The sequence below is a fragment of the Alteromonas sp. AO-Serp genome (assembly GCF_017849675.1).
GTDB classification, from domain to species: Bacteria; Pseudomonadota; Gammaproteobacteria; order Enterobacterales; family Alteromonadaceae; genus Alteromonas; species Alteromonas macleodii.
Map to the genome: position 1 here is coordinate 1 of NZ_JAFLMX010000287.1, position 11,929 is coordinate 11,929.

The window sequence follows — 11,929 nt, forward strand, 5'->3', positions numbered from 1 at the left end:
CTATTAGGATAAACTCTGTTTATGCTGATAGGGAGGAGGCTCAATGATTATCAAGCCAATGAGCACGTTCGCTGCGACGTTAGCTACAGAACTTTGTAGATCAGTTAAGGTCGAAGTTTGGGACAGCAAAATACGTTAAAAGGAATTACCATGAACAAAAGAGCTCTTTTTATTGGCTCAGCCACTTTGCTATCTTCACTGTTAGCCTTTCAATCATTTAGTAACCCAGCTCCCTTAAATTCAGTCCAAAAATGCGCATCTCTACTCCCAAGCGGCTACAACTTTTCCATGACCATAAATGCTAAGATAGATACGACAGCTGACAAACCAGTAGTGTCAGGCATTCTAGATTTAACAGACGGTACCGAAATACTCCCCCCTGAATTAAGTGCGAAAGTAGAGACTTTCAAACAATGCGTAGTAAAGCTGATGAAATAGACAACACGGCTCACGTAGCCTTAAGCCATGTGCTTTCAAAATAGATGTCGGCCTTACTAATCAGCCAAGTTCGTCTCACGACTGTATCTTCCCTAGGGAAGACACAATGTTAAGTCGTTATTTACCTCTGGTAACTATCTAACGGGATATTTATGAAAAGTAAAAATGTAAAGGTAAAAGCCAGAATAGCCAAGTTATTGCTTTCATTTTGCTTTGTAGCCTGGGGAGTCACTTGGGCTTATGCATTTATTGCAGATGAATGGGGGCTAATCGCAGGATTTTTTAAAGGCTTAGTACTTGGAGGCTGTCTCGCTGTCATTCCCGCTTCATATGCGATTTATTCATTAACACAAACTAAGTTACCAACGTTAAAAATAGTACTCGGTATATCACTAACTTGGTTGTTTATTGTATGCAGTTTATATTTGGTTTAACAGGCCGTAATCTACCAAGTTTCTTTCACAGGATTGTGAGTAGCCAAATCAATCTAAGAGGGATTTATGCAGACCCCGCTAATTATTGTTATTCCAGTAGTTGTTGTTTTGCTGATTATTGGAATTCTAAAGCTCAAACCGTTGTTCAGTTATATGGCAATTTTTGGCTTAGGAGTACTGTCTTCATTCGTAGTGGAGTTCTTTTTTTGCTCTGGCCTGCAAACACAGTGTGAAGCAGATGCGTTAAATATGGTGGGCTTTTTCTTCCATTCTTTTTATGTAATAGCAATTTGTTCAGTTTTTTACGCTATTATGCCTCACGCTTCAAAACAAAAATCGCAGTAAATGTCTTAACAAAAAGACGATTAAGACTATAGTGTGTAATTCAGAAAATTTGATTCTATAGGCTGTAGTTCAAGTAAATAAAAAATAATTCGTTGAAACCAATGGATATTGAAACGAGTAGAGGTTAGATGTCTACATTCGGTGAACTTGGTGCAGCCCTTGTAATTAAAAACCAAAAGATAAGGAGTTCTTTTAATATGAGTTTTTGGCAAATCATTATTTTTGTCGTGCTTTTCAGCCTTACACTTCTACCAGCGTTAATTGCCTTAACATCCAAAAAAGCTAAAGGCATACACAAGTTAGCATGGGGGGCCATTTCCCTTTTCTTTTCGTGGTTGGGTTTTTTAATCTATTACTTCTTTGCAATTAGAGGTATGAGCAAGCAAAGTACATGACGATTCGTTGTTACGCTACACTTTATTATGCCCTTTATTAGATGTTATACGGTGATAGGAATTTAGATAACATGAAGATTAAATTGATAGTAATCTTGTCAATATGCGTAATCTCAACAGGGTGCGCTTCAACTTCTGATAGGGCTGCAAGAGACTTTCTTGATGGGGCTAGTGCCAGTGCTGAAAAAAGACAGCGAGAAGAATCTACTAACCGATACAGCAAAAAGCGTGACCACAAAAACGATGCTATAGAAGATACGGTGTCTGGAGCACTTACCGCGCTTTTTAGAGGCTTGTTTAGCTCTGAAAGCGACGATAACTAGTGAAAGATAGTTTCCTAGCATGGCGTGCGAGTGGCGCTCTAATGCCCTTTTCAAAGAGCATTGATTGCTCACCATCAGTATTTCAAAAGAGGTCTGCCCGTTGGAATTAAAAACCATTGGTTTGTTTGTTATTACTGCACTTGCTGAAATCGTTGGATGCTATCTGCCCTATTTATGGTTGAAAGAAGACAAGTCCATATGGTTGTTAGTACCAGCGGCTATATCGCTCGCGCTTTTTGCTTGGCTGTTATCACTTCACCCAACCGCTGCCGGGCGCGTATACGCCGCTTACGGTGGTGTTTATATTTTTATGGCTATTATGTGGCTTTGGCTTATTGATGGTGTGAAGCCAACGTTATGGGACTTGGTGGGCACCTTTGTCGCTTTGATTGGTATGGCGATAATTATGTTCGCACCAAGAAGTCACGGATAAGAGTCTTGCTTGCAATAAATAACGAAGAAAACGCGATGAAGATTACCTTTATTCCAAGTACGAACCTACCAAGGGCTGCTGAGTTTACCTTTAATAACATGCGCGATTATTACGCTCAGTTTGCGCCTGATTGGGACGCCGAAAAAGTGCTTGGGGTTACCGCAGAGCTCATTAATTACGACATTCAAGTAGACAGTGAAACGGTGGGGGTGATGCGCCTTCAATACGACGGTAACACCTGTATATTGCGCGACCTTCAGGTCATACCCAGCGCACAGAACAAAGGCATAGGTAGTGCTGCCATTGAAGAAGCAGAAAGACTAGCGTTAGGGGCCAATACTAACTCGCTTGACTTACGAGTATTCAAAGTTAGCCCTGCAGTTTCGCTTTATAAAAAAGTGGGATTTATCATTAAAAGTGAAGACGACCGCTTTTTTAACATGACTAAACCCTTAAGCACTTAACAAACAGGCTTGTACCGCCGTCTACTCAGAATATACCTAATGGCCAAAGCACATGAAGATTATTATTGATGATCTCACCGGAGGAGAAGTGCTAGCGCTTTTAGAAGAGCATTTGTCTGATATGTATGCTACATCGCCACCTGAGAGCGTACATGCATTGGATGTTGAAGCACTAAAAGCTTCGAACATTACTTTTTTTAGTGGCTGGAAGCAGCAACAGCTTGCGGGCTGCGTCGCTATTAAAACCCTTGATACACATAGCGCCGAGCTAAAATCTATGCGCACAGCCAAGCCGTTCAGAGGATGCGGTGTAGCGTCTCAGTTATTACTTTTTGCCCTAGAACATGCGAAAATGAAAGGGTTTAGTTCGGTAAGTTTAGAAACAGGAACGCAAGACTACTTTTTAGCGGCCAGAACCCTATACAAAAAGTTTGGTTTTGTTGATTGCAGTCCATTTGGCAGTTATTCAATCGATCCCAACAGCCACTTTATGACCCGAGCGCTTTAATTTAGTATTTTAAGAGAACTCCACATGTCATTACCTCCTTGCCCGCATTGCCAATCAGAATATGTATACGAAGATCAGCCTCTACTTATTTGCCCTGAATGTGGACACGAGTGGAACCCGAACGAGGTAGAAGAGGAAGTCTCAGCTAAAGACTTCAACGGTACACCGTTAGTCGCCGGCGACAAAATTACGCTAGCAAAAGATTTGAAGGTAAAAGGCAGTTCATTGGTACTTAAAATTGGAACCAAAGCCGTTATCCGACACGTAAAAGATGCCAAAGACCACCAGCTAGACTGTAAGGTAGATGGCGCGGGTGAAATGATGCTGACTGCACAATTTGTTAAAAAGGCATAGACGGCCTTTATTGAAAAGCTGTTACTCCTTTCGGTGCGCTTGCCTTGTTGTTGTTTAGCAAGCGCGCTAGCTATCCCCTGCTATTTCCTGTTAAAAGTTTGCGACTTCGTTGGTAATGGTTTCAGTAAGCAAGCTAATCGCTTTCGATGACACTTTCTGAGGGTTAACTAAACAAACACCCACATGCCCAAGCTCGGGTAAACTTTCTGAGTTAGATAAAACGTGTAGCCCAGGCGGCACCGAACTTTTTGCAAGAACGGTTATACCCAGCCCTTCGTTAATGGCCGTTTGTATGCCGTTTAAGTCAGCAATGGTGTACACCACCTGCCACGGTTTTTTGATGGCCGATAAAAGATTAGTTGCTCGCTTGCGGTAAATACACGGCGACGGTGCAGCAATAATAGGCAGTTTAGCAGGCACGCTATTTACAAAGCGCTGACTCCCCACCCATACCAGTTGATCTGAAATGATGTAGCCGTCTTGCTGAGGATCAGGTGTTTCTTGTAGCGAAAGAATTAAATCGAACTGACTTTTAAGCGGCTCACTAAGTAAGTCTTTACTTAGCGCACAATGCACCTCTAGCGATATTTCCGGATAGGTTTGCGTGAACCGTCGAATAATTTTAGGCATAAGCGTTGTACTAAATTCGCTGGGAATGCCTAACCGAATATTTCCCGTAACCTGCGGTTTGCCGAATTCGGCCATCGCCTGATCGTTCAGTGCCACTATCTTTTCACCATACGACAATAAGCGACTACCAGCGCCAGTCAGTGCCAAGCGGTTTTTGTCGCGGGAAAATAGCTTTTCCCCAATCATTTCTTCTAGTTTTTTTATCTGTAAGCTAATGGCAGGCTGTGTGCGCTGAAGCTGCTCGGCACATTGAGTGTAGCTACCCGTCTGTGCAATAAGCACGAACGAACGCAGAAAATCTATCGATAAGTTTTTCATTACTTTGCTGTACACCTCTCTATTAGCTTTGCCTGCTGTTTTGCCTTACTGATGCCAAACTTGCTCACAAGTCCATTTAATAAAGTTATAATGCCATATTTTTTATTAATTTTATTTATTCTTTTTACACTCCTAGTATCAGATACAAAATAATGACATTTAGGAGCCAGCATGAACCCACTTAACCAGCACCTTCACGAACAAGACCCAGATATCGCAGCATTTATTGCGCAAGAAAACGAACGCCAAGAACATCACATTGAACTGATTGCATCGGAGAACTACACCAGCAAAGCTGTTATGCAGGCGCAAGGCAGTCAGCTAACTAATAAGTATGCAGAAGGCTATCCGGGCAAGCGCTATTACGGTGGCTGCGAGGCGGTGGACAAAGTAGAACAGCTTGCTATCGACAGAGCTAGAGCATTGTTTGAAGCGGACTATGTGAATGTGCAGCCTCACTCTGGCTCTCAAGCGAATACTGCAGTTTATATGGCGCTATTAAACCCGGGCGATACCATTCTTGGGTTGAGCCTTGATCACGGTGGGCACCTCACACACGGTGCAAAGCCTAACTTCTCGGGAAAACTATACAACGCGATTCAGTATGGCTTGAACACAGAAACCGGTGAAATTGACTATGACCAAGTAGAAGCCTTGGCTAAAGAGCACAAGCCAAAAATGATTGTAGCGGGCTTTTCCGCTTACTCTCGCGTGGTCGACTGGCAGAAGTTTAGAGACATCGCTGATAGTGTAGGCGCGTATTTACTCGTAGATATGGCACATGTTGCAGGCCTTGTTGCGGCCGGTGTTTATCCCTCGCCAATTAACGCGGCTCACGTGGTTACTACTACCACCCATAAAACACTACGTGGTCCTCGTGGCGGGCTTATTATGTGTAAGTCAAACCCCGAGCTTGAAAAGAAATTCAATTCATTAATTTTCCCTGGTATTCAGGGTGGACCACTTATGCACGTTATCGCCGCAAAAGCGGTAGCGCTTAAAGAAGCCATGACAGCAGAGTTCCGCGCTTATCAAAAGCAGGTAGTCATTAATGCACAAGCTATGGCTGATGTGTTTATGAAGCGTGGCTTTGACGTAGTATCTAATGGAACCGACAACCACATGTTCCTGCTAAGTCTTGTAAGCAAAGGAATGACGGGGAAAGAAGCCGACGCGATATTAAATAGCGTGAATATAACGGTAAATAAGAACACAGTACCCAACGACCCGCAGTCGCCATTCGTTACAAGTGGTATTCGGATTGGCACACCTGCGGTCACTTCACGCAATTTTAGTGAAGAAGACTGTGCTCAATTAGCCCATTGGATTTGTGATGTGTTAACAGCGCCGGAAGACAATACAGTAGTACAGCAAGTGATAGATAAAGTGGCAACGCTAACAGCGGCTCGCCCCGTTTATACTAAGTAAAACCTAGTACTATACCGAGCGAACTCGTGCGTTGCAGGTAGCCACCATTACCCGCCACACGAGTTTGGCTCGTTCATTAAACTGCACTATTCCCACTCCCCAAGCGTCTTCCATGGCGCCTTGCCACACGCTACACGTTTCAATGGTATCGCCGTACAAGGGGGCTAACGATAAGCTAATGCGTAGCGACTCCAACCATTCCCTAAATAGCGGGTCCTGATTACCTGCTTCACGCATTTGAGAAAGCTGTAGCGAAGCTTGTTGCTTAATACCTTGAAGCCTTTTGTAGATTTCGCGAGGGTCTTCTTGCTGCCCCAAAAGATGAAGTTCGCGCTCAATATCGTAAGCATTGTGCCAGTGGATAGTTTGCTGCGGTTCTTTTGAACAGCCCCACATTGCCGCACTCATAAGTGAAAGCAGCATGATACGCTTACCCCATAATAAAAGGGTTGAAGGAAATAGTTTTTTGCCACGCACCAAGCTGCGAACTCCTCAAACGATGTCATCTACAGTATAGATGAGTATTGCGCTAGGGCTCGCATAAGTGCGCGTAATTAAACTAATTTACTAAGGCGAGACTTGCGCAGCACCTAAAGTGCTTTGCGCTCTCGTTCCGGTAGGAAGTGACTAGCTAAACCACTTCCACCATATAAACACCATTAAAAACCCAAATAGATAGATTAGGCCTAAATAGCTAAGCAGCTTCACTACCACGTTTGGTGCCGCGTCTTGATGAAGCTTGGTTTGTGTCACAAGCTTATGGTTAAGCCAAGCAAACATTGGAGTAGTAACAAAGGCCAGCGTCATCGCAAAGCCTAACATTGCCAATAGCGCAGATTTAAAGAACAACACAATAATAAAACTCGCCACTGCCATAAACAGCAACACCGGCGTTACCAGCGTATTTCGTGCGTTTTTGTCTTTATTAAAAAGAAGCGCTATTGCTTCGGCAACCACCCTCGCATAACCATCGTAAACGGTTAGCGCCGAACCAAATATGCACAAAAATGCAACCAGTGCGATAAGCCAATGCGCCCACTGTCCAATGGTTGATGAGTACATGCTAATTAACTGATGGGAAAAGCCGATACCGCTGGTACTTAGCTCTGTACCGCTGCCATACAAAATTAATGCACCTAAGCCCAAAAACAACAATGCGAGTAGCACCGTCACTGCATAACCTAAATTAAAATCGAAAAGGGCCGACTTTGGCGTTACGGCTTGCCCTTTGCACTGGCGCTTTAACCAAAGTGAAGTAATGGACGATATTTCAATAGGCGCAGGCATCCACCCCATTGTGACGACTAAAAAGCCTAATGTAGCGAGCGTCCAAGGCGAAGGCGGTGCCACGGCAGGTACTGGTGAAGCAGAATAATTGCTTAGTGCCACCACGAATACGGCGACTGTCGCCACCACAAGCACACCCATTATGCCTTTGGCGATATTGTCCAATCCTTCAAAATGGCCAGCGAGTAGAATGATTAAAATAAGTGCCAAAACCACTGAAGCTGACAACGTTATGGCGATATCGAAAGGAATAAAATACGACAGTAAGCTTGCTGCAAACAACAACAGCGCTGCAGCATTGACCACCGACGCAATGGTATTCAAACCCAAGGCAATGGCCAAATATCGTCGTCCCATTCCCAAGTACCCTTGCTGAAGGGTTTGTTTTGTACTGATGGTGTAGCTAACGCCTGCTCTGAAGAATGGGTATTTGAGTAAGTTAACTACCAATATAAGCAGCGCTAACTGCCAACCAAACTTCGCCCCCGCTTGAGTTGATGCTACTAAGTGACTACCGCCTACCGCCGCTGTTGCCATAAGCACACCCGGGCCGAGTAATTTTAATAGTGCAATACAACGGGCAAAAAACGATGTTTCAGCTGAATACGACAAGGCAACCTCTAAATGGGCATTTCAAAATAGCCGTTAACCATATCAGTAATATAATAAACAGAAAAGAGAGTACGCGCTCATCTGCATGGCTTGTAGTGTAAGCAGCTGTACCCAGTTTACGCGGGCTATTTAGCCGGAGATTTTAAAAGGTATACAAAGCGCCAGTGAATAAAAAGGCGCTGTTGTCGCTGTAATCTCCACGCGCAAAACCCTCTCCTTTTTTGAGGTAGGCTCCACCTAGCACTAATCGCAACTCGGGTCGCACTTGATAACGCCAGCGAGCTTCCACTTGATGGCCAATGAAACTGTCCACGTCTTGAGGTGCTTTTTGGTACCACATGGCTTTGTAACCAAGCATAATATTGTGAGCTTTTGCTGGCTTAGACACGCTTCGAAGCCCCACTGCTTTTAGGTTTCTACGTGGCATAGCCTGATATACATCAGTAGGTCCGAAATCAAAACGTCGCACGCCGTATAAGGTATCAAAGTCAGAGATTGTGTCATCGCTTGTGTCGTTGTCGCCACTGATATAGTCAACTTCAGCTCTAAGAAAGGTGTTGTCTGTAACCTGTTTCCCAACATAACCAAACAGCATATATGCACGAACGTCTTTCTCGTCTGTATCGTTAGCAGATGCGGTTTGAAAAGAAGTTCCCGTTTGCCCCACCACCTCTATATTTGTTATCAGGCCATTATCGAAAGGCTGGGTATAGTCCACACTCAATGTGTACAGATCACGGTTTCTGGTGGCAAGCGCTTCACTATCGTCTTCTTTTAACCAGTAGCTTTGCAGCTTGACGTTGTTGTCTTTTGACGCAGCGTACACACCAAAGAATTTTCGTTCGCTAAAGCTTTTGTCGAACGCGCGTTCGTTCCCGTCCAGACTTTCACTGTCAGTAGGAAAGCGAGATACCGGCAGCACGTAAACGCCATGTACTTGCCAATCTGCAACTCTTGCTTCCACCACAATTCCATCATAGCTATTGGTGGCATTGCGATAGGCTGTTTTGGCCAATAGCCTGCGACTACCGTAGTCGAGCTCCATACGCCCTACCTTTATCGCAGACACTTCGTATAAGCTAGATTCTCGTTCAGGTTTGTAGGTGATGAAAAACTGTGTAGGCTCTAGTGTATTAACCTGATTGGCCGTTAGCGTTGGATCGTTTTCGTCAAGAAATACTCGCGAGTCACGTATTTCGATCGTTGCCGCGAGGTTTTGATAACTTACCGTAGAATTCACGATAAAGCGTGTTGAAAGACGCTGATTACTTTGTTCTCGTGCAGCTGATGATGTTGGAAATATAGGGTTATTCAACGACTCGTAGCGCACTCTAAACGAGCCAGAGACATCAAAGGCTATTTCATCACTCGACGCATTGGCTAGCGGGCAAATAACAACGAGTATTAGCAGCAGGCATGTGCTCAACAGCGAGCGAAAACGACCACGCCCGTAAAGTCGCACAAATAAAGGGCTGCGCATTAGGAAATAACCATTACATCAGTATTATGTGCACTGAAGTATATAGATTATTTTTATTATCGCACTGCCCTTTTAGTTTAATTTACTATGCCTTTGGCGTTTAGCCAGCGGGGCTTTTATATAGCCCCTTAGGCCTGAAACGCCAGCTAACGTCTGTCAAAATTCACTTTTTTCTGCGGATGCTGATAGTAGCCTTCTTTTAGAAGGCGTTTAAAGCGGGTCAGTTTTCCGTCCAGCGTTAACTCTTCTAACCCTTTATTAAATAGCGACAGAATAAGCTGACTGTCACTTTCGCCTTTAGGCACTAACAGATGCGTGGTTACAGTTGAGATAAACGGCTTAATGGGCATCACATCTCTGCGGTCGCCACTATCGAAATCACGCTGAAGCAAGTACCATCCGGTTAACTCATCAATGGGAAAAACATCAATTTTACCGTCAATCAGCGCCTGTAAATTGTCTTTGTCTGTGGCACTTTCCACAACATTACTGCTGCTTTTAATGTAAGCGGCAAGTTCATCGTTGTATAAATACCCTTCCGTTACGCCCATCTTCAGGTCTTTTAAGTCGCTTAATTCAGCCCAAGTATCAGGACCCTTTTCAGCATTAACATAAAACACCAAGCTTTCCGCACTAATAGGGTTACTGTGGAAAAACTCACTTTCCCGGGCGCGCACAAAATTGCCGTATGAAATGGCGTCGTATTCGCCTTTCAGTGTTGCTTCAAGCGCTTCTTCCCAGGGTAAAGATACAAACTCAACCACAACGCCCGTTTCTAAAAACGCATCAGCGATAATGTGATTGATATAACCGTCGTGCTGCATGTCAGTTGACGTATAAGGGGCATACTCTGTGGTCGCTATTCGCAGTTTCATCCACGCATGGGCAAAACTTTGCATTGGAACTAGCGCTAGTATAAATGTCGCTATTAATAGTAATCGCATGTCAAAGTCCTGTTAGTGATTAGAAGTAAATACCAAGGTTTATGTTCAGGCGGTGGGTAGTTTCTTGTCTACCACCTAAGTCGAGTCCCACGCCCGGACCGCCTGAGAACCACATGTTTTTGCCTTGGATACTATCTACATATACAAACAATTTATCCCAGCCAAAGCTACAGCCGTTTATCCACTGCGACGAGTTTTTCCCTTCACTTCCTTCACCTTTTGCCACGCTGTACTCTGAGTAACAAGTAAGTGATTCTATGTGAGTAAACTTATAAGGCACAGAGTACACAAGGTTTGCTGAATAGGTTTTACCGTCGGCCGCGGCTAAGAACGGGAAGGTGAAAGAGGATAGCGCTATGCGATCGTCCGCTTGCCCTTCTGGTGCAGCCAAATCGTATTCATAGTCGATATACTGCAGTTCGACCTTCAGGTCGCCTTGGGTATGGCGCATATGCACGGCATAGGCATTCATATCACCATCGTCCAGGGTATCCAGGTTTAAGATGTTGCCGTATTGGTAAGACACGCCAATATCGGTAGTGCCTCCGCGAATAAAGTTTGCTGTGTAGTTAGCACGTAAATTGTATTGGCCGTCTTCTTTATTTCGATATTCACCGTCGTCCGCCACGTCGAACGAATAGCGCCCGAACTCAGCGGCATCGTTGTACTCGTCGTTCATAAAATAGGCGGCTTGAAAATCCCAGTTGCCCCAATCGTGGTTTATTTTCACCCCAGCATCGTAATCATCTTCGAAGCCAAGGTAATAATTTACCGAGAACCAAAAGTTGTTACTGGCAAAGGGCTGCAAACCAAACGGTGTTTGGGTTATACCTGCTGTAATCTCGGTTTGCTCATCGAAATGATAAGTCAGGTCGGCGAACCTTACTGTGTCGAAGTCGGTGTTTTCGTACCATCGATATTCGGCTTTATAGCTAAATTGATCTGACTCACCCGACACGCCAAGTTTGAATGATTCAAATTCGAAACCATCTCTAAACTCGGGAATTTGCCAGTCTTGATGCCCGTAGTTAACCCTAACATGACCGCTTAAATTAAAGGGAAGTTCGTCGGCATTAGCGAAGCTTGAGGTGCACGAGGCTATTGAAACTAAAGAAAATGCGGATAGTAGCTTGTTCATTACTGTTCCTGTATTGAATTTTTGGCGGGAACCCTTTGCTAAAAAATGCCTCTAAGAAACATGAGGGGCGTTCAAGCGCTTAGGTGTATCGCGCACCAAAATAAATCCTTCAGTACTAACAATACTGAGCAAACCTTAAAAAAAGATCATTTGTTAAGGTCAGACTTCTGTGAAGTGACTCAAGCAAATTAATCGCCCCCCGCGAGGCGGCAGATATACCAATCCGCATAGATCATTACCAACTCAGAAGGCGCTGGCAAGTTTCCTAGCGAAGCGTGGGAATGCAGGATTGGCTGTTTCCTTTCAAATTCCCAGAATGAAGCTAGGAAGCTTGCCAGACCTTCCCGAAGGGCGAGTTTAAAATGTCCGTACTCTTTGTTGTGTCACCTTGATGTAGA

The 11,929-nt window shown here is 44.2% G+C and carries 16 protein-coding genes; 10 read left to right on the forward strand and 6 right to left on the reverse strand.

The features are described from left to right. Positions 1 to 150 precede the first annotated feature (150 nt). The 9 genes from QVA83_RS18775 (at position 151) to QVA83_RS18815 (ending at position 3,694) form a co-directional block, all read left to right on the forward strand. Complete coding sequence (locus QVA83_RS18775; RefSeq protein WP_156077842.1) at positions 151 to 438, forward strand: hypothetical protein; 288 nt, start codon at positions 151 to 153, stop codon at positions 436 to 438. Positions 439 to 590: 152 nt separating this feature from the next. Then, positions 591 to 872, forward strand: coding sequence for a hypothetical protein (locus QVA83_RS18780; RefSeq protein ID WP_156077841.1), 282 nt, complete (start codon positions 591 to 593; stop codon positions 870 to 872). A gap of 66 nt (positions 873 to 938) precedes the next feature. After that, positions 939 to 1,217, forward strand: coding sequence for a hypothetical protein (locus QVA83_RS18785; RefSeq protein WP_156082065.1), 279 nt, complete (start codon positions 939 to 941; stop codon positions 1,215 to 1,217). 128 nt (positions 1,218 to 1,345) lie between these two features. Beyond that, complete coding sequence (locus QVA83_RS18790) at positions 1,346 to 1,612, forward strand: hypothetical protein (protein WP_231513031.1); 267 nt, start codon at positions 1,346 to 1,348, stop codon at positions 1,610 to 1,612. A 71-nt stretch (positions 1,613 to 1,683) separates the two neighbouring features. After that, positions 1,684 to 1,935, forward strand: a complete 252-nt coding sequence (locus tag QVA83_RS18795; protein ID WP_014948136.1) for a hypothetical protein — start codon at positions 1,684 to 1,686, stop codon at positions 1,933 to 1,935. Between the two features lie 64 nt (positions 1,936 to 1,999). Then, a complete protein-coding gene (locus QVA83_RS18800; protein WP_061439330.1) occupies positions 2,000 to 2,368 on the forward strand; it encodes a YnfA family protein in 369 nt (122 codons plus the stop codon). Between the two features lie 35 nt (positions 2,369 to 2,403). Next, the gene (locus tag QVA83_RS18805; protein WP_044583803.1) at positions 2,404 to 2,832 is read left to right on the forward strand and encodes a GNAT family N-acetyltransferase; all 429 of its coding nucleotides are present in this window, start codon (positions 2,404 to 2,406) and stop codon (positions 2,830 to 2,832) included. Between the two features lie 52 nt (positions 2,833 to 2,884). Beyond that, entirely contained in the window at positions 2,885 to 3,340 is a 456-nt protein-coding gene (locus QVA83_RS18810) for a GNAT family N-acetyltransferase (protein WP_061439325.1), read from the forward strand. Positions 3,341 to 3,364: 24 nt separating this feature from the next. Then, the gene (locus QVA83_RS18815; RefSeq protein WP_014948132.1) at positions 3,365 to 3,694 is read left to right on the forward strand and encodes a zinc ribbon domain-containing protein YjdM; all 330 of its coding nucleotides are present in this window, start codon (positions 3,365 to 3,367) and stop codon (positions 3,692 to 3,694) included. Between the two features lie 90 nt (positions 3,695 to 3,784). Here the strand turns inward: QVA83_RS18815 and QVA83_RS18820 are convergent, their stop codons facing one another. Then, on the reverse strand, positions 3,785 to 4,642 hold the full coding sequence (locus tag QVA83_RS18820) for a LysR family transcriptional regulator (RefSeq protein ID WP_014978205.1): 858 nt from the start codon (positions 4,640 to 4,642) through the stop codon (positions 3,785 to 3,787). 171 nt (positions 4,643 to 4,813) lie between these two features. Here QVA83_RS18820 and glyA point away from each other — a divergent pair, with 171 nt between their 5' ends. Next, complete coding sequence (glyA, locus tag QVA83_RS18825) at positions 4,814 to 6,070, forward strand: serine hydroxymethyltransferase (RefSeq protein WP_156077840.1); 1,257 nt, start codon at positions 4,814 to 4,816, stop codon at positions 6,068 to 6,070. Between the two features lie 9 nt (positions 6,071 to 6,079). Here the strand turns inward: glyA and QVA83_RS18830 are convergent, their stop codons facing one another. From QVA83_RS18830 to QVA83_RS18850, 5 genes are all read right to left on the reverse strand, one after another. Beyond that, complete coding sequence (locus QVA83_RS18830; RefSeq protein WP_014975548.1) at positions 6,080 to 6,550, reverse strand: hypothetical protein; 471 nt, start codon at positions 6,548 to 6,550, stop codon at positions 6,080 to 6,082. 147 nt (positions 6,551 to 6,697) lie between these two features. After that, a complete protein-coding gene (locus tag QVA83_RS18835; RefSeq protein ID WP_156077839.1) occupies positions 6,698 to 7,969 on the reverse strand; it encodes an NRAMP family divalent metal transporter in 1,272 nt (423 codons plus the stop codon). Positions 7,970 to 8,111: 142 nt separating this feature from the next. Further along, positions 8,112 to 9,449 (reverse strand): alginate export family protein, encoded by a 1,338-nt coding sequence (locus QVA83_RS18840; protein ID WP_156077838.1) that lies wholly within the window; start codon positions 9,447 to 9,449, stop codon positions 8,112 to 8,114. A gap of 146 nt (positions 9,450 to 9,595) precedes the next feature. After that, entirely contained in the window at positions 9,596 to 10,393 is a 798-nt protein-coding gene (locus QVA83_RS18845) for a substrate-binding periplasmic protein (RefSeq protein ID WP_014975545.1), read from the reverse strand. Positions 10,394 to 10,412: 19 nt separating this feature from the next. Then, positions 10,413 to 11,531, reverse strand: coding sequence for a TonB-dependent receptor (locus tag QVA83_RS18850; protein ID WP_014975544.1), 1,119 nt, complete (start codon positions 11,529 to 11,531; stop codon positions 10,413 to 10,415). Between the last annotated feature and the right edge of the window lie 398 nt (positions 11,532 to 11,929).

Bases quoted from the DNA above. Each gene is read 5' to 3' on its own strand.
- QVA83_RS18780 (WP_156077841.1), top strand. From the start codon at position 591: ATGAAAAGTAAAAATGTAAAGGTAAAAGCCAGAATAGCCAAGTTATTG.
- QVA83_RS18820 (WP_014978205.1), bottom strand. From the start codon at position 4,642: ATGAAAAACTTATCGATAGATTTTCTGCGTTCGTTCGTGCTTATTGCA.
- QVA83_RS18775 (WP_156077842.1), top strand. From the start codon at position 151: ATGAACAAAAGAGCTCTTTTTATTGGCTCAGCCACTTTGCTATCTTCA.
- QVA83_RS18810 (WP_061439325.1), top strand. From the start codon at position 2,885: ATGAAGATTATTATTGATGATCTCACCGGAGGAGAAGTGCTAGCGCTT.
- glyA (WP_156077840.1), top strand. From the start codon at position 4,814: ATGAACCCACTTAACCAGCACCTTCACGAACAAGACCCAGATATCGCA.
- QVA83_RS18795 (WP_014948136.1), top strand. From the start codon at position 1,684: ATGAAGATTAAATTGATAGTAATCTTGTCAATATGCGTAATCTCAACA.
- QVA83_RS18805 (WP_044583803.1), top strand. From the start codon at position 2,404: ATGAAGATTACCTTTATTCCAAGTACGAACCTACCAAGGGCTGCTGAG.
- QVA83_RS18840 (WP_156077838.1), bottom strand. From the start codon at position 9,449: ATGCGCAGCCCTTTATTTGTGCGACTTTACGGGCGTGGTCGTTTTCGC.
- QVA83_RS18815 (WP_014948132.1), top strand. From the start codon at position 3,365: ATGTCATTACCTCCTTGCCCGCATTGCCAATCAGAATATGTATACGAA.
- QVA83_RS18850 (WP_014975544.1), bottom strand. From the start codon at position 11,531: ATGAACAAGCTACTATCCGCATTTTCTTTAGTTTCAATAGCCTCGTGC.
- QVA83_RS18790 (WP_231513031.1), top strand. From the start codon at position 1,346: ATGTCTACATTCGGTGAACTTGGTGCAGCCCTTGTAATTAAAAACCAA.
- QVA83_RS18785 (WP_156082065.1), top strand. From the start codon at position 939: ATGCAGACCCCGCTAATTATTGTTATTCCAGTAGTTGTTGTTTTGCTG.
- QVA83_RS18845 (WP_014975545.1), bottom strand. From the start codon at position 10,393: ATGCGATTACTATTAATAGCGACATTTATACTAGCGCTAGTTCCAATG.